General features: G+C 73.8%; 16 protein-coding genes. 10 read left to right on the forward strand and 6 right to left on the reverse strand.

The features are described from left to right. Nucleotides 1–7: 7 nt before the first annotated feature. Nucleotides 8–1,282: a YbiU family protein gene (locus tag AB0B76_RS47940; RefSeq protein WP_360389421.1), complete on the reverse strand. Its 1,275-nt coding sequence runs from the start codon at nt 1,280–1,282 to the stop codon at nt 8–10. A gap of 93 nt (nt 1,283–1,375) precedes the next feature. Here AB0B76_RS47940 and AB0B76_RS47945 point away from each other — a divergent pair, with 93 nt between their 5' ends. After that, a complete protein-coding gene (locus AB0B76_RS47945; protein WP_360389424.1) occupies nt 1,376–2,557 on the forward strand; it encodes an ROK family transcriptional regulator in 1,182 nt (393 codons plus the stop codon). A 124-nt stretch (nt 2,558–2,681) separates the two neighbouring features. Here the strand turns inward: AB0B76_RS47945 and AB0B76_RS47950 are convergent, their stop codons facing one another. Together AB0B76_RS47950 and AB0B76_RS47955 are read right to left on the reverse strand one after the other, a co-directional pair. Next, nucleotides 2,682–3,440, reverse strand: a complete 759-nt coding sequence (locus tag AB0B76_RS47950) for an alpha/beta hydrolase (RefSeq protein WP_360389465.1) — start codon at nt 3,438–3,440, stop codon at nt 2,682–2,684. Nucleotides 3,441–3,525: 85 nt separating this feature from the next. Further along, nucleotides 3,526–3,957, reverse strand: a complete 432-nt coding sequence (locus AB0B76_RS47955; protein ID WP_360389427.1) for a hypothetical protein — start codon at nt 3,955–3,957, stop codon at nt 3,526–3,528. Between the two features lie 165 nt (nt 3,958–4,122). On the opposite strand from AB0B76_RS47955, the gene AB0B76_RS47960 reads away from it, so the two are divergent. From AB0B76_RS47960 to AB0B76_RS47980, 5 genes are all read left to right on the forward strand, one after another. Then, complete coding sequence (locus tag AB0B76_RS47960; RefSeq protein WP_360389430.1) at nt 4,123–5,649, forward strand: DUF1996 domain-containing protein; 1,527 nt, start codon at nt 4,123–4,125, stop codon at nt 5,647–5,649. Nucleotides 5,650–5,743: 94 nt separating this feature from the next. Then, nucleotides 5,744–6,334 carry a hypothetical protein gene (locus AB0B76_RS47965; protein WP_360389433.1) on the forward strand — a complete coding sequence of 197 codons (591 nt, stop codon included), beginning with the start codon at nt 5,744–5,746 and terminating at the stop codon, nt 6,332–6,334. A gap of 89 nt (nt 6,335–6,423) precedes the next feature. Next, nucleotides 6,424–7,611 carry an ATP-binding protein gene (locus AB0B76_RS47970; RefSeq protein WP_360389436.1) on the forward strand — a complete coding sequence of 396 codons (1,188 nt, stop codon included), beginning with the start codon at nt 6,424–6,426 and terminating at the stop codon, nt 7,609–7,611. A 31-nt stretch (nt 7,612–7,642) separates the two neighbouring features. After that, nucleotides 7,643–8,323: a response regulator transcription factor gene (locus tag AB0B76_RS47975; protein ID WP_360389439.1), complete on the forward strand. Its 681-nt coding sequence runs from the start codon at nt 7,643–7,645 to the stop codon at nt 8,321–8,323. Nucleotides 8,324–8,473: 150 nt separating this feature from the next. Further along, nucleotides 8,474–8,920 (forward strand): GNAT family N-acetyltransferase, encoded by a 447-nt coding sequence (locus AB0B76_RS47980; protein ID WP_360389442.1) that lies wholly within the window; start codon nt 8,474–8,476, stop codon nt 8,918–8,920. A gap of 33 nt (nt 8,921–8,953) precedes the next feature. Here the strand turns inward: AB0B76_RS47980 and AB0B76_RS47985 are convergent, their stop codons facing one another. After that, nucleotides 8,954–10,456, reverse strand: coding sequence for an alkaline phosphatase PhoX (locus tag AB0B76_RS47985; protein ID WP_360389445.1), 1,503 nt, complete (start codon nt 10,454–10,456; stop codon nt 8,954–8,956). Nucleotides 10,457–10,729: 273 nt separating this feature from the next. Here AB0B76_RS47985 and AB0B76_RS47990 point away from each other — a divergent pair, with 273 nt between their 5' ends. Both AB0B76_RS47990 and AB0B76_RS47995 read left to right on the forward strand, forming a co-directional pair. Then, a complete protein-coding gene (locus tag AB0B76_RS47990; protein ID WP_360389448.1) occupies nt 10,730–12,541 on the forward strand; it encodes a hypothetical protein in 1,812 nt (603 codons plus the stop codon). 66 nt (nt 12,542–12,607) lie between these two features. Then, nucleotides 12,608–12,817 carry a hypothetical protein gene (locus AB0B76_RS47995; protein ID WP_360389450.1) on the forward strand — a complete coding sequence of 70 codons (210 nt, stop codon included), beginning with the start codon at nt 12,608–12,610 and terminating at the stop codon, nt 12,815–12,817. Between the two features lie 12 nt (nt 12,818–12,829). Here AB0B76_RS47995 and AB0B76_RS48000 read toward each other — a convergent pair whose 3' ends face one another. Continuing rightward, nucleotides 12,830–13,114 carry a DUF1905 domain-containing protein gene (locus AB0B76_RS48000; RefSeq protein WP_360389453.1) on the reverse strand — a complete coding sequence of 95 codons (285 nt, stop codon included), beginning with the start codon at nt 13,112–13,114 and terminating at the stop codon, nt 12,830–12,832. A 251-nt stretch (nt 13,115–13,365) separates the two neighbouring features. Here AB0B76_RS48000 and AB0B76_RS48005 point away from each other — a divergent pair, with 251 nt between their 5' ends. Further along, complete coding sequence (locus AB0B76_RS48005) at nt 13,366–14,715, forward strand: trypsin-like peptidase domain-containing protein (protein ID WP_360389456.1); 1,350 nt, start codon at nt 13,366–13,368, stop codon at nt 14,713–14,715. Nucleotides 14,716–14,718: 3 nt separating this feature from the next. On the opposite strand, the gene AB0B76_RS48010 is transcribed toward AB0B76_RS48005, so the two are convergent. Then, nucleotides 14,719–15,111 carry a MerR family transcriptional regulator gene (locus AB0B76_RS48010; RefSeq protein WP_360389459.1) on the reverse strand — a complete coding sequence of 131 codons (393 nt, stop codon included), beginning with the start codon at nt 15,109–15,111 and terminating at the stop codon, nt 14,719–14,721. A gap of 56 nt (nt 15,112–15,167) precedes the next feature. Here AB0B76_RS48010 and AB0B76_RS48015 point away from each other — a divergent pair, with 56 nt between their 5' ends. After that, nucleotides 15,168–16,034: an SDR family NAD(P)-dependent oxidoreductase gene (locus AB0B76_RS48015; RefSeq protein WP_360389462.1), complete on the forward strand. Its 867-nt coding sequence runs from the start codon at nt 15,168–15,170 to the stop codon at nt 16,032–16,034. Nucleotides 16,035–16,184: the final 150 nt, after the last annotated feature.

Raw genomic sequence — 16,184 nt, forward strand, 5'->3', positions numbered from 1 at the left:
GCCCCGGTTACGCCTGCAGGCCGAGGCCGCGGCGGCCGGTCGCGTTGAGCTGCTCGGCCCGGAAGCGCTCGGGCCAGTCGCGCTCGTAGTGCTCCTCGGGGAAGTCGGCCGGGCTGGAGCCGGTCGCGAAGGCGGCGCGGACGTCGGCCGCGTAGCGCTCGTTGCGCGCGCACCAGGGGGCCGCGGGGATGTACATGACGTTGCCCCAGCCGCGCTGCCGCTGGACCGGCGCCACGCTGTGGATCATGTCGCAGTGCCACCAGACCGAGTCGCCGGCCCGCACGTCGGGGATGCCGGCCTGGGCGCGCATGAGCAGCGGGTGCCAGCGCTCGTTGGCCGGGAACACCCGGTTGACGGTGACCCCGCACATGTCGTCGTCGGGGACGTCGGGCAGCAGCGGACGCAGCATGAGGTACGCCATGGCCGAGGGGATCGGCACCGTGTGCAGCACGCCCTGGTCGTGGTCCATGTCGGACAGCGCCGTCCAGCCCTGGAACGTGCGGAACGCCGAGCACATGGTCGAGCCCGGGTACTGCGGGCCGTCGGTGCGGTAGGCCGCGTCCCACGGGTCGTAGTCCTCGACGCGGCCGTCGAACAGGTGCCGGAACGCCCGCTGGTACGCCTCGGTCATCCACAGGTCCAGCGTGCCCGGGTCCAGGTGGGTGTTCAGGCCGGCCGAGTCCGCGCCCTCGGGGCGGCGGCGGATGCGGTCGGGGTAGAGCGAGTCGCGGTCGGGGTCGAACCAGCGCCGGCCCTGCGAGTCGTACTTCCACTGCCGGTTCAGCAGCGCCTGGACCTTGGCCATCCGGTCGCTCTGCCGCGCCTCCATCTGCGCCGGCGACCAGTAGATCGGGTAGATCTCGGGCCGCGAGCCGACGGTGCCGAAGAAGTCGTCGCCGGGCCCGCGGTAGTGCTCGAAGAACTCGTTGCGCTCGACGTAGTCGACGATGCCGGCGTCCCAGGCGAGCGCCTGCTCGCGCTCGAAGTGCCCGCGCACCACGAGGCAGCCGCGCCGCTGGAGGCGCTCGAGCTGCTCGGGGGCGACGGTGCCGGCCTCGATGTCGGCGTAGTCGATCACGGGCCACACCGGCTCGCCGTTCTTGAGCGCGGCCTCGACCTGCTCGACCTCGGCCTCGACGCGCCGCTCGACGACGGCGAAGACCTCCTCGACGGTGCGCCCGGACGCGGCGATGCGCGCGCGGATCGCGGCCTTGATCTCGCGGATCGCGCCCGGCAGGTCGGCCGGCGTCTCCTCCCAGTGCGGCAGCGCGGGTGCGGACACGGCGGACTCCTTCTAGTCAGGTCTCCTTATTTGTAAGTCCGACCGTACGCGCCCCGCCGCTCTCTAGGCAAGGCTCCTGTCTAGAATTGGCACATGGACGCCTCGCCGTCGCCCTCCCTGGAGCTGGTGCGCTCGCTCACCGACGAGCGGGTGCTGCGCGCCCTGATGCGGCACCGCCGGCTGACCCGCGCCGAACTGGCCGCCGAGACGGGCATCTCGAAGCCGACGGCGGGGGAGAGCGTGCGCCGGCTGGAGGAGCGCGGCCTGGTCGCCGACACCGGCGAGCGCACGCCCGGCGGGCGGGGACGGGGGCGGGTCGGCTCCTACTACGCCCTGTCGGCCGCGGCCGGGACGGCCCTGGCGGTGTCGATCGGGCCGGCGGGCATCACCGGGGAGCTCGTCGACGCCTACGGGGAGACGGTCGCCCGCACGGAGCGGCCGCTGGGCCGGCCGGCGTCCCCGGCCGAGGTCGCCGCGGCCCTGGCGTCCGTCGCCGCCACGCTGTCGTCAGCCGTCTCATCCGCCGCCGCGTCGGCCGTCTCATCCGCCGCTGCGCCGGCCGGCGGTGCTTCTGCCGAACGCCGGCCGCGGCTCGCCGTGGTCAGTGCGGCCGACCCCGTCGACCGGGCCACCGGGCAGCTCGTGCACCTGCCCGACTCGCCGTTCCTGGTCGGCGAGCTCGACCCGGTGGCCGTGCTCGCCCCGCACGTCGCCGGCCCCGTCACGGTCGACAACGACGTGAACTGGGCCGCCCGGGCCGAGCGGGAGCACGCCGGGGACGACTTCGCGTACCTGTACCTGGGCGAGGGCCTCGGCTGCGCGGTCGTCGGCGGCGGCGAGGTCGCCCGCGGCCGGGGCGGGCTGGCGGGGGAGATCGCGCACCTGCTCACGATCGGCCCGCACGGGCGCGCGGTGCCGTTCATCGAGGTCTTCGGGCGGATGGGGGTACGGCGGCCGGACTCCACCGCCATCGACCCCGACGCGCTGCTGGCCGCGACCGCCGCGCCCGCGCCCCTCGCCGCGGCGAACCGGCGCGCGGTCGGGCTCGCGGTCGCGGGGGTGGTGGCCGCGATCGTCGCGCTGGCCGATCCCGGGCTGGTCGTGGTGGGCGGCCCGTGGGGGCCGGCGCTGCTCGGCGCGGTGCGGGCGGCGGTGGCGGAGCTGCCGCGGACGGTACCGGTGGAGGCCGCCGTGCTGCGGCGGGAGCCCGCGCTGACCGGGGCCCGCCGCGACGCCCTGGACCGCCTGCGCGACGCGCTCGTCGCCGCGGCCTGAGGGTCATGACGGCAGCAGGTCCCCGAGGCTCGCGAGCAGGGTGCGGGCCGTGAGACGTCCCGGCCCCGATCCTGCCGTGGCCGGGTTGCCCGGGACCCCCACCTCGGGTGCGGTCCGGGTGCGCTCAGTCGCGCGCGAGGAAGTCCAGCGTCACGGCGGCCAGCAGCGGCGAGGCGAAGATCGTGTAGTGGGTCAGCCCGGGCAGGATCGCCAGCGCGTGGCCGCCCTCCGGCCGGCCCTCGCCCATCCAGCCGCCGTCGCGCAGGCCGCCGCCGAGCAGCTTGAACACCTCGACGTAGTGGCTCGGCGGGGCCATGTCGGCGTCGCCGGCGACGAACATCGTCGGCACCTGCAGCCCGGCGATCGCGTCGCGCACGTCGAACGGCTGCGCCATGAACTCGCCGATCTTGTCCAGCAGCCGCGGGAAGTCCTCGGGGCGCGGGGCGACGCGCTGGTACAGCTGGTACATCGGCGTCTCTTTCATGAACTCCGCCGCCGCCCCGGTCACCTGCCCCTGCTGGGCCCGCATCTCCTCGTATACCGCCTCGGTCCACGCGTGCGCGGACACGGCGACGAGCCGGGACACGAGCCCCGGGTGGTCGGCGGCGGTGCGCAGGGCGACGCCGCCGCCGAGGGAGTAGCCGACCACGGCCGGGCGGTCGAGCCCGAGGTGCTCGATGAGCGCCGCGATGTCGGCCGCCATCGAGCCCAGGTCGAGCGGCCGGTCCACGTCGGCGGTGCGCCCGTGCCCCTGCAGGTCCACGGCGATGACCTGGTGCCGCTCGGCCAGCGCGGGGATGACGGGCCCGAACATCTCGCCGGAGCCGAGCCCGCCGTGCAGCAGGATGAGGGGCCGCCCGGACCCGTGCGTCTCGTAGTACAGGTTGATGCCGTTGACTTCGGCGTACTGCCCGGTGCCCACGGCGTCGGAGGTCCACTGAGTATCGGTCACCCGCCCACCCTAGGGCCTACGCCTCGGGCAGGGCCTCCCGTTCGGCGTGCGCGACGAGCTCCAGGGAGTCCTCCCGGCCGAGGCGGTGCTCGCAGAGGTACCCCAGCATCGACCAGGTCGCGTCGGAGACGTCCTGGGGGGCGAAGGGCTCCAGGAGGCCCTCCTCGCCGAGCTGGGTGCGCAGCAGGGCCTCGCCCACCGCCGGGTCGATCTCCACGTCCTGCGCGATGGTGGCCACGAACTCGGCCACCGACTCCGGCGGGGTGTCCTCGTCGAAGAGGCTGTGCACGGCGAGGCGGATCGCGGCCGCCAGCACCGGCGTGTCGTGCTCGTCCGGCGGCAGCTCGGCCGCCCGCTCCGCCGCGTCCTCGTCGCCCTCCAGCAGCGCGACGAACACGGCCCCGACCCGGGACCGTGGTTCGAACCCGTCCTCCCGCTCACTGCCCATCCACCGAGCGTAGCCAAGGAACGCCGTCGCGGAGCCCCGGCGAGCGTGGCCAGCGTCACCCTGGACCTTGGGACCCGGTCTGGGTCTTTGGGCCCAGGATCGCGGGGCCGCCGATCACTAGCGTTCGGGACGCCAAGTGGTGATCCAACCCCAACGGGAGAATCGATGACCCTGTCCCTCCGGCACCAGCCCCGGTCGCGGCTGATCGTGCTGGCCGGCGTCGCGGTGGCGCTCGTCGGCCTGCTCGGCTGGTTCGCCACCGGCCCGCTGCGCTCCGCCAGCGCCGACGCCGTGCCCGTGTCCCAGGGCAAGCCGGCGACCGCGTCCTCCAGCGAGGGCCGCGCCTACCCCGCCTCGGCCGCCGTCGACGGCGACGCCGGCACCCGCTGGTCGAGCGCGTTCAGCGACCCGCAGTGGCTGCAGGTCGACCTCGGCGCCCCGACCGCGATCGGCAAGGTGGTGCTGAACTGGGAGCGGGCCTATGCCACCGCCTACCAGATCCAGATCTCCTCCGACGGCACCACGTGGCTGACGGTGTACTCCACGACGACCTCGACCGGCGGCAAGCAGACCCTCGCCGTCACCGGCATGGGCCGCTACGTGCGGCTCTACGGCACCGCCCGCTCCTCCGGCTACGGCTACTCGCTGTGGGAGCTGCAGGTGTTCGGCAACTCGGGCGCCCCGGCCACCGCGACGGCCGGCCCGGTCACCGGCGGGCCGTCCAGCGCCGGGCCGGTGCCCACCGGCGGCGCGACGCCCACGCCCACGTCCACGGCCACCGCCCCGGCCGGCTGGATCATGGCGCCGAACCCCGTCACGAACGTGAAGCCCTCGCACGACGTACCGCCGAACAAGGGCGGTTTCCACGAGTTCCAGGCCAACTGCTCGGTCAGCCGCAGCAACCTGCAGGACGACCCGATCGTGTTCCCCGGGCTCGCGGGCGCGTCGCACATGCACACGTTCATGGGCAACACCACGACGAACGCGAACACGACAGTCGACTCGCTCACCGCCGGCGCGACCACGTGCAAGGCCAAGGGCGACCTGTCGGCGTACTGGATGCCCACGCTGTACAACGGCGACACCGCGGTCAACCCTGAGGGCCTGCAGACCATCTACTACAAGACGGGCGTGCAGGACTACCGCACGATCCGGCCGTTCCCGAAGGGCCTGCGCTTCGTCGTCGGCAGCGCCAAGAACACCGACGCCGACAAATTCCTCGCCGCGACCGAGAAGGGCTTCGAGTGCGGCGACAGCTACGAGAACAAGAACATCCCGCTGAGCTGCCCGACCGACCGCAGCGTGAAGCTCAACATCCGGTACCAGGCCCCGAGCTGCTGGGACGGGCTGCACCTGGACTCGCCGGACCACCAGAGCCACATGGCCTACCCGGTCGACACCCACTCGGCCGCGGGCGTGGTCTGCCCCGACGACCACCCGGTCGCGGTGCCGAAGCTCGAGTTCAAGATGGCCTGGCCGGTCAACGGGGACATGTCGAAGGTGCACTTCGCCAGCGGCGCCGGCCCGACGTTCCACTACGACTTCGTCAACGCGTGGGACGACCGGACCCTCAAGGCGATGATCGACGGGTGCATCGTGGCGGCCCGGCAGTGCGACGCCCAGGGTCACGACGGCCGTGACGACCAGCAGCCCGCCCCTTACGTCCTGAACAACAACTACGTCCTGCCGTAAGCGCACCCCCGCCCGCGGCGCCGTCGTCCATCAAAGGGCGGCGGCGCCGTGGCGTATTGTCGGGCCCGGGTCGCCGGAGGGACGAGGAGCACGTGTGACTGACGGCGGCGGGCCGGCGCAGAGGTCGCGGCAGTGGATCGGGGTGACCGCCGTGGCCGTCGGCATCGCGGCCGCCGCGATCGCCGTGCCGCCGCTGATCGCGCCCACCCACGACGAGCGGCCGGGCGCGTCGCGGTCGCGGGCGTCGCAGCCGCTCGCCAGCGCCTTCCAGCCGGGCCTGAGCCCCGGCGCCGCGCTGCCGGCGTCGTCGTTCGCGCCGATCAGCGTCCAGGCCGAGGACCCGGCGAACACGCTCACCGGCGGGGCCTCCGTCACCGCGTGCGGGACCTGCCGGGGCGGGAAGCGGGTGCGGTACCTGTGCGCCGGCTGCACCCTCGTCGTCCGCGTCACGCTGCCGAGCGCCGGCCCCAGGACGGTGACGGTGTACTACGAGGCCGACGGGGCCCGCGCGCTGAAGGTGCGCGTCAACGCGGCCGCGCCGCGGACGTTCCCGGCCAGCGGGCCGGACTGGACGGTGCCGCAGTCGTTCCGGTTCACCGCCGACCTGCCCGCCGGCGAGGTGCGGCTGACCCTCTACAACGACGAGTCCCCGGCGCCCGACCTGGACGAGGTCGCCGTCGCCTGACTTAGGTCCGGCTTAAGCGCGGTACAAATCCCGCTTGGGTGCCCTGCCCCCGCTACGGCCGCGCACGGGCGCCCAGTAGCGTCCCTGCCGTGGTGGGTACCGACCGTGCGGTGGCCGCGGCGGCGCTGGCCCGCGCCGTGCTCGTGGGCCGCGCGGTCGCGACGATGATCGCGGCCGCGGCCGGGCTGCTGCTGGTCCCCGACCGGTGGCCCGTCGTCGCCGCCCTGGCGCTGGTGGCCGTGGGCACGGGCGCCCAGCTCGGCCTGCTTGCCCGCTGGCCCCGCCTCGTCGCGCTGCCGCTGACCGCCGTCGCCGCCGACGCGGTCCTCGTGCTCGCCGTGCTCGCGGTGAGCCGGGGCGGCGTCGCGTACTTCTGCTTCGCCGCCGGCGCCGGCGCCCTGGCCGGGGTGCTGCTCGGCCTGCGGGCGGTGCCGGTGTGGGTCCTGCACGCCGCGCTGGGCTTCGCCGTCCTGGGCCGCGTGCTGCACCGCCTGGAGCCGCCCGCCGAGATCGCCGCGTTCGTCGTCGCCCTGCCCGTCGCCGGGGCCCTCGCCGGCCTCGGCGCGTCGGTACTGACCTCGGCGCTGACCCGGTACCTGGAGCTGTCCCGCCGCCTCGTGGCCTCCGCCCAGCGCTCCGCGGCCGCGTCCGAGCGGGCCCGCCTCGCCCGCGAGCTGCACGACTCGGTGAGCAAGACGCTGCGGGGAGTGTCCCTGGCCGCCCTGGCCCTGCCGACGTCGCTGCGCCGCCAGCCGGCCCTGGCCGAGCAGCTCGCCGGCACCGTCGCCGCGGGCGCGACCGCGGCCGCCCGGCAGGCCCGCGAGCTGCTCGAGGAGATGCGCCTGGACGTGCCCGACCGCGACCTCGCCACCGGGCTGCGCGAGCTCTGCGACGCCTGGAGCGCGGCCACCGGGGTGCCGGTGCGCACCGTGCTGAAGCCCGTCGATCCGCCGATCCCGGTGGCGTACGAGCTGAGCCGCATCGTCCGCGAGGCGCTCGCCAACATCGCCCGCCACGCGCAGGCCGGGCGGGTCGTCGTCCGGCTCGCCCCGACGCGGCGGGGCGTGCTGCTGGAGGTGGCCGACGACGGGCTGGGTTTCGCGGTACCGCGGGATCTCTCCCGGCTGCAGACCGCCGGGCACTTCGGGATCGTGGGCATGACGGAGCGGGCCCGGACCGTCGGCGGCGAGCTGCGGGTGGACTCGGCGCCCGGCGCGGGCACCACGATCACCGTCCGGGTCCCGCTCGGCGCGCGCGCCGTGGCCGGTGCCTCGTGACGCGGCGCGCCGCGCCCGGGGCCGGTGCGTCGTGACGTGGCCGGGCGCGCCCCACCTCGGGGTGCTCATCGTCGACGACAACCCGATCGTGCGCGGGGCGCTGCGGGGCATCCTCGAGGGCGACGACGGCATCCGGGTGCTCGCCGAGGCGGCCAACGGGCGCGAGGCGATCGCCGCGGCCCGGCGCCTGGCGCCCACCGTGACGCTGCTCGACCACCGCATGCCGATCGCGGACGGGTTGTCGGTCCTCGCCACGATCGCGCAGTACACCCGCGTCCTCGTCCTGACCAGCGACGACGACGCCGAGCTCATCGCGGGCATGCTGCACCAGGGCGCCCGCGGCTATCTCGTGCACGGCGAGTTCGACCCGGCCGAGCTGCTGCGCGCGGTCCGCGAGGTCGCCGGCGGCCGCGGCTGGCTGTCCCCGGTCGCCGCCTCGGTCGCCGCGTCGATGGTCCGCGACCAGCAGGCCCGCGAGCGCTCCCGGCACCAGCAGACCGAGCGCCGCGCCCGGGCCCGGGCCCACTTCGGGCTGACCGAGCGCGAGGAGGACGTGATGCAGCTGCTGTGCGAGGGCCTGTCCAACGCCGCGATCGCCCACCGGCTGCGGCTGACCGAGAAGACGGTGAAGAACCACCTGAACCACGTCTTCGCCAAGCTCCACGTGCGCAGCCGCACCGAGGCGGTCATCTGCTGGACCTCCGCCGGCTAGCGCCGGCTCCCGGAATCGACGTCGATCACCATCTTCGGCACGGCGTCCGGGTCGCCGCCGATGGCCGGGAAGCAGCCCCGGGTGGCCGCCCGGATCATGGCGGTGGCCCGGCCGCGGCTGCGCTGAGCCGCACGTCATAGGCTCGCCCGCGTGACCTTCGACATCGGCGCGCCGCGGGACGGCGATCGGGCGGCGTGGCAGGAGCTCTTCGCCGGGTACAACGCCTTCTACGGCCGGGAGTGGCCGCCGGAGCGCTACGAGCAGGCGTGGCGGGAGTTCCGGCGGGGCGAGCGCGTGCACGCCCTCGTCGCGCGGCTGGACGGGCGCCCGGTCGGGCTCACCCACTACCTGTTCCACCCGAGCACCACGTCCGGCGACGCGTGCTACCTGCAGGACCTGTTCACCGCGGCCGAGGTGCGGGGCCGGGGCGTCGCGCGGGCGCTGATCGCGGCCGTCGCCGACGTGGCGCGGGACCGTGGCTGCGAGCGGGTGTACTGGCACACCCACGAGGGCAACGCGACCGCGCGGCGGCTCTACGACCAGGTGGCCGAGAACCGGGGCTTCATCGTCTACGTCCGGCCGCTCGCGGCCGGGTGAGGCCCGGGCGACGGAGCGCCCGGGCCCTTGCCCTCAGCCGAGGTACTTCTCCCACGGGCCGGTGATCGCGAGCGTGATGCCCGGCGCCTGAACGTTGACGAACAGGATCCGGCCGTCCGGCGAGAACGTCGGGCCCGTGAACTCCGAGTAGGTCGGCGCGCCGTTCGAGGTGCCGTTGCTGAGCTGGAGGCGGGCGATCGCGTACGTCGGGCCGCCCGGGATGGCGCTGAGCACGTGCGAGGCGCGCACGCCGTCCTCGGCCAGCACCAGCGAGCCCCACGGGGTCACGGTGACGTTGTCCGGGCCGTCGAACGTGAGGTCGGCGTACTTCGGGAACGCGCCCTCGGTCTCCGCGTTCGGGTTGTGCGGGAAGTACGTGACGAGCGTGATGGTCTGGTCGTCGTAGTCGTAGAACCACACCATGCCGTCGTGCTTGGTGGCGTCGGCCGGCAGGTCGTTCGCGCCGAAGGCGAAGCTGTTGACGATGTAGCAGCCCTTGGAGGTGCTCCACACGCCCTCGAACTTCTTGCCGCGGGTGACCTCGCCGTCGGCGAACTGGGTGCGGATGGTCTTGGTCCGCGCGTCGCGGTCCGGGACCTCGATCCAGCTGACCTTGAACGGGCGGCCCAGCTGCGCCGAGGTGAGGTACGAGACGTCCGGCAGGATGCTGCCGTCGTCGAGGCGGATCTGCATCGCCTCGAGCTTGCCGGCGGTGTCGGAGAGCTGGTTGGCCAGGCCCTGGCGCAGGCGCACGCCGTTCGGGGCGGTCCAGCGGTAGAACAGGCCGTTGGGGCCGGAGGCGTCCTCGGAGAGGTACAGGTGGCGCAGGTTCGGCTCGACCGCGACGGCCTCGTGCTCGAAGCGGCCGAACGCCTTGATCGGCTTCGGCAGCTGGTGCTTCGAGTCGCTCGTGAAGACCTCGAAGACGTAGCCGTGGTCCTTCTGGTACGTCCCGGTGTGCCCGCCCGCCGTCCACGCGGCGCCGGCGTTGATGAAGGTCTCCTCGCAGGTCAGCCAGGTACCCCACGGCGTCACGCCGCCGGCGCAGTTGCGCACGGTGCCGGAGATGCCGACCCACTCGTCCTTCTTGTGACCGTTGCGGTCGGCCGTGATGATCGTGCAGCCGCTGGCGTTCTCCGCGCCCGGGTCGTACACGGTGCCCTCGATGTGGGGCACGCCGAACGCGGACATGTACGGCGTCATCTCGTGGTTCTGGATGAGGGTCAGGCCGTTGCGGTCCGCGCCCACGACGCCGGTGCCGTCGTGGTACGCGGGCGTCTTGCCCTGCCCGTTCGACAAGTCGGTCTCACCCTCGCGGGTGACGATCGTGTACGAGAAGCCGGCGGGGAGCGCGAGGATCCCCTTGGGGTCGTCCTGCAGCGGCGGGAAGGGGCGGCCATTGCCGTGCGGCCGGCTCCCGTCAGCGCCGTGCGAGGCCGCCGCGGGCTCCGCCAGGGTCGGGAGTGCGCCGGCGACGGTCAGCCCGACACCCGCGGCGGCCGTTCCGGACAGCACTTGACGACGAGAAATGGTCATGGAGGCACTCTGCTACGCCACGGCCGAATGCGTGTACGTCAGTTCGTGAGTGTTCGATGGACCCACGATGAACGGAAGGTGAATCCGCAGGTAGGTAAGGCTAACCAATGGCGCGGCCACCCGGACTGATTCGGGCGTTCGTCGGCGAAGGCTACCGGACGAATCGCCACCGGCCTCCCATCGCCCGATTGGGCAACCGGCGCCGGCCTCGGAGACTGGGTCTACCGGACCGTGAACGACCTGCTCGAACCGCGGGTCATGGGTGGAGGCATCATGTCCGACTCCGACGGTGGCGAGCCGGCTCCGGCCGGCCGGACGGCTGTGAAACCGGGGCTGGGACCGGGGATTCGGATCGGCCTGGTGGTGCTCAGCGCGGTGCTCATCGCCGTCGCCGTGATCGGCGGCCCCACCACGGCCGCGGCGTGGATGCGCTGGACCGCCCACCTGGCGGCGACCGGCGTGCTGGCCGGCATCGGGCTGTGGTTCATGCGGAAGCACTACATGGGTCCGCGGCTGGAGTCGCATCAGACCACCCGGATCTGGAAGCTGCCCGACAGGCAGGTCTACGTCCTGCAACGCAGTGCCGGCAAGCGCGCCGGGGCCAGGAGCGACCTGACGGCCCAGCAGGTCAAGGCCTTCACGCTGGCGGTCGTCGCGCCGGCCGAGGTCCGCGAGCGGATCACCGAGCGGTACGAGCCGGGCCAGCGAACGCTGACGCAGCGGGTGACGATCGAGTCCCACCTCACCATCGCGCCGCCGGGCAACGGCGGTACGGTGCTCTTTCCCGTGCTCATGCCGCGCAAGGGCGAACTGGTCGACAACCTCCGTGTGATGGACGGGACGGGGGCGGACCTTCCCGTGCTCTCGTACCGCCAGTACCTGCAACTGGTCGCCCTCTCGCTGCGAACCCTCCTCGACGTCGCGCACGGCACGGCGATCGATCCGGACAAGCACGCCGGGGCGATCGCGGCCGAGCACCGGGCGTTGAAAGGGATCATGTACCGTGGCCGGGCGCGCCGGCCGTCCAGCGGTGAGGCGTTGCGCCGGCTCACCGACCAGGGCGACCAGCAGCCGCTGCTGTCCAATCCCGCGGCGATCGACATGGCGGTGGCGCTCGCGGACGGGCTGGCCTCGCACTACGCCGTCGTGGTGGCCGTGCCGTGGCCCGCCGACGGCCGGTTCATCGTGACCTACGAACGGCTCATCACGCCGACGCTGGTGCTGGCCAGGGCGCGGGGCGAGGGCGTCCTCAACTGGTTCAAGGGGCGGGCCCGGCTGCTGCTCGACGCCAGCCCGGTGGACATCAGCATTCCGCTGGAGAACGCCTTCACGAGCCAGAGCTACCACCTGATCGTCGACGCGCAGGAAGGCGTCTACCTCGGCTCGCACAGCGCTCCCGGCCTGGTCGAGTACTGCACGGCCCATGCCCGGCGGGCGAAGCGCACCTGGCGCAACGGCGGACCGCAGCCGCCGCCACCGCCGTACTTCCGCTTCCGCCGCCGGGCCGGGCAGCGCTACGCGCACTTCTACACGCGCTTCTTCCCCGGGCCGGTGCCCGACCTGAAGAACGGCGACGTGCTGCCGGAGGTGCGGTTCCGCTTCTACGAGGTCCCGCCCGGCTCGGTGTTCCGGGCGGCGGTCGCCGCGATCGCCGCGACGATCCTCATCTGGCTGGTCGGCTTCGTCGCATCCCGCAAGCCCGACCCGGGAACCGACGTTCCGGCCTTCCTCCTCGTGTTCCCGGCCGTCGCCGCGGCGTGGCTCGGTTACGAGGCCGGCAGCGCGCGCCGGCTGCTGGAGGGCACGCTGGCCGCCCGGCTGTCCCTCGTGTTCACCGCTCTCGCCTCGGTGGCCGGCAGCGGGCTGTTCATGGTGTACAAGTCCCAGCTGGCCTACCTGCACTGGCCGAACCCGTACCACCTCGAGGTGCTGGGCAACACCGCGCTCGCGTGGTCGGTTCTCACGCTGGTCAGCGGTCTCAACGCCGTCTTCGCCGGATCGCTCTACCTGATGCGCAGCTGGGAGTACGTCCACTTCTCGGCCAGCCGGGACCTCTTCACCGCCCACAAGGAGCACGGCGGATGAACACCGAGAGTGACTTTCATGGTGCTGATTGTGTTCGGTTGGTAGCCTGGCGCCCAGGAGGTGCACGTGTTCGGTGACTCCACTTACCACGTCGAATCGCACGACTGGCCGGTGCGCCTGCACCGCGACGACCTGACGGTCGACAAGATCCACGGTGTGCTCGAGGCCTTCGACGACTACTACACGGACGCGGTCCGCGGGCTCAAGGCCGTTTCGGTGCCGGGGAACCGGCCCGGGCGCGCGTCCGGCGCGCCGGACGAACGCGACGGGGCGTAGGTTGCCCGCCGCTCACCCGATGGTCAGGCGCACCGTGACGGTGTCGCCCACGTCGATGCCCTCATTGCGGCGCACGTTGGCCCGCAGCGGCACGATGTAGCCGCCGTCCTTCGCGAACAGCGACGTGCTCCACGAGGAGCCGCCGATGCGTACGGCGGCCGGGATCATGCCCCAGCCGTAGCTCACCATCCGGGCCGCGTCCGCGATCGCGGTGCAGTCGTCGGCCGGGACGGTCACGAAGTGGTGCGGGGCTGGGCCTCGCCAGTGCCAGACCTCGCCGCTGAACTCGATGTCCACGCGACAAGTCGAGCAAAGCCCCGGCGCGGCGGCAAGCCCCGGTGCGGTCTTTCGTCCGTGGCGCCACGGGCGCCGGGATTCCTCGCGGGAGGCACGGCCCGCCGGTGAGGCGGCCCGAGCCATAGGTATTTGTCGTTTTTTCCGCGAGATCGAACCCTCGGGCCGTCCGCGTCCGTAGTGGCCGGTAGATGGCCGACTCCCGGGCGGGTGGTGGACGAATGTCAGCTTCGCGCTACGCGCAGGGTGTCGCGGTGGCTCGTGACGCCGATGTGCCGGTCACGGCGGTGCCCGTGACCTCGATCATCGGGGCCGAGCGGGGCTGGGACGGCTGGGGCGACGGGCCCGTGCCGCCGCCCCGGCCGCCTGAGTGGAACCGGCCCTACGACTGGGGCGGCCCCGACTGGGGGCCGCCGGCCGAGCGGCGACCGGCGGCGCCGGAGTGGCGCGGGCGGCACCGGGGCGGCTCGCTGCTGCGGTGGGTCGTCGGCGTCGTCATGCTCGTCGGGCTCGCCGCCATGGTCAGCGTCGCCGGGCTGGTGGCCTCCCTCGAGGCGCGCTCGGACGGCCCGAAGCCGCGGCCCACGCCCACCGTCGCGCAGCCCGGCGCGGCGCCGGCGCTGCCCGCCGACCCGCTGTCCGACCCGCCGTCGGAGACGTCGCCGGCCGCGACGCCGGCCGCGACGCTGGACAAGGCGGCGATCGCGGCCTCGGTCAACCGGAGCGTCGTGAACATCACCAGCACGCTCGGGCTGCGCAACGCCCGCGCCGCCGGGACCGGGGTGGTGCTGAGCTCCACCGGGCTGGTGCTCACCAACAACCACGTCATCGCCGGCGCCACCGCGATCAGCGGGGTGACCGTGGCCAACGGGCGCTCGTTCCCGGCGACCGTCGTCGGGTACGACCGCACCCACGACATCGCCGTCATCCAGCTCGGCAACGTCTCCGGGCTGACCCGCCTCGGGGTCGCCGACTCCTCGAAGGTCAAGGTCGGCGACGAGATCGTGGCGGTCGGCAACGCGGGCGGCAACGGCGGGGAGTCCGTGTCCGGCTCGGTCACCGGCCTCAACCGCACCATCACCGCCCAGGACCCCGAGGGCGGCGGCTCCCAGCGGCTGGCCGGGCTCATCCAGGTCGCGGCCGACATCAAGCCCGGCGACTCCGGCGGCCCGCTCGTCGACCGCACCGGGCGGCTCATCGGCATCAACACGGCCGCGGCGACCGACACCGGGCAGGGCGTCGGGTTCGCCATCCCCAGCAACGCCGCGCTGGCCATCGCGCAGCGCATCGAGAACGGCGAGTCGTCCGACACCGTCCATATCGGACCGACCGCGCTGCTCGGGGTCAGCACCTCGGACGCCGACGGCAAGGCGGGCGGTGCGGCGGTCACCGGCGTCCTCGCGGGCGGTCCGGCCGAGCGGGCCGGCATCGCCGCGGGCGACGTGATCCGCGCCGTGGACGGGGAGGACCTCGCCGGCGCCTCGGCGCTGACCGCCCTCATCGACGGCCATCAGCCGGGCGACACCGTCCGCGTGACGTGGATGGACCGCGGCGGACGCTCGCACACCGCGAACGTGCGCCTGGCGACGGGTCCGGCCGGGTGACGCTCAACCGGTCCAGAGCGCGGCGGCGGTACCGGCGGCGACGTGCGCCGAGTACGTGGCGACCTTGCCCTCGATGAGCGCCAGGCACTCGTCGAGCCGCTGCCGCTGCTCCTCGACCCGGGCCCGGTGCGCGCACAGCAGCTCGAGGCGCTCGGCCTCGTTGCCGGGGCCCTCGCGCACGAGCGCGGCGAACCGGCGGATCGCGTCCAGGGGCATGCCGGTGGCCCGGAACTTCGTGCACACGTCGAGCCAGTCGAGGTCGGGCTGCCCGTACACCCGCCGCCCGGCCGCGTCCCGGCGCACCTCGGTGTGGAAGAGCCCCTCGCGCTCGTACATCCGCAGCGTGTGCACGCTGAGCCCGGTGTGCGCGGCGACCTGGCCGATGGTCAGCTCCATCCGGCGAGCGTAGCGGGCTTGAGCTAGACCGCGGTCTAGCTCGTAGCGTGCCCGGCATGACCTTCGACGCCTCCAGTACCGCCGCCGACGTGCTCGCCGGGATCGACCTGACCGGGCGGACCGCGGTCGTCACCGGGGCCGGCTCCGGCATCGGGCGGGTGTGCGCCGAGGCCCTCGCCCGCGCCGGGGCCACGGTCGTGGCCGGGGTGCGCGAGCCCGGGGCCGCCGGGCCGGCCGGGGTGACGGCGCGCCGGCTCGACCTCGCGGACCTCGACCAGGTCGCGGACTTCGCGGCCGCGATGGGTACCGTCGACATCCTCATCGCCAACGCGGGCGTCATGGCCTGCCCCGAGACGCGCGTCGGGCCGGGCCGGGAGCTGCAGTTCGCCGTCAACCACCTCGGGCACTTCGCGCTCGTGCACCACCTGTGGCCCGCGCTGCGCCGATCCGGGGGCGCCCGCGTCGTCGCCGTGTCGTCGAACGTCCGGCCCGACGCGCCGATCCGCTGGGACGACCCCTACTTCGCCGCCGGGCCCTACGACCGCTGGGCCGCCTACGGGCAGTCCAAGGCGGCCAACGCGCTGTTCGCCGCGCACCTCGACGTGCTCGGCCGCCCGCACGGGGTCCGCGCCTCGTCGGTACACCCGGGCGCGATCCTCACCCCGCTGCAGCGCCACCTCACGCGGGACGAGATGGTCGCGGCCGGCTGGATCGACGAGGACGGGCGGGCGGCCGGGTACTTCAAGAGCGTCGAGCAGGGCGCGGCGACCCAGCTGTGGGCGGCCGTGACCCCGGACCTCGGCGGCGTGCACAGCGCCGACTGCGCGGTCACCCCGTTCCGGCCCGACCCGGCCGACGCCGCGCGGCTGTGGTCGCTGTCGGCGCGGCTGACCGGCCTGCCCGAGGAGCTCCCGGCCGGCTAGCCCGCCGGCTCGGGCGCCCCTTCCGCACCGCCGCCGCGGCGCCGGGCGATGCGCCCTAGGCAGTGTCTTCAAAGGATCATGGGTCGGGCATGATCTGACCGGTGATCCGTCGGTATGAGCTCACGGATGTTGAGTGGGAGTTGTTGTCGT

The sequence above is a fragment of the Dactylosporangium sp. NPDC049140 genome (genome assembly GCF_040648435.1).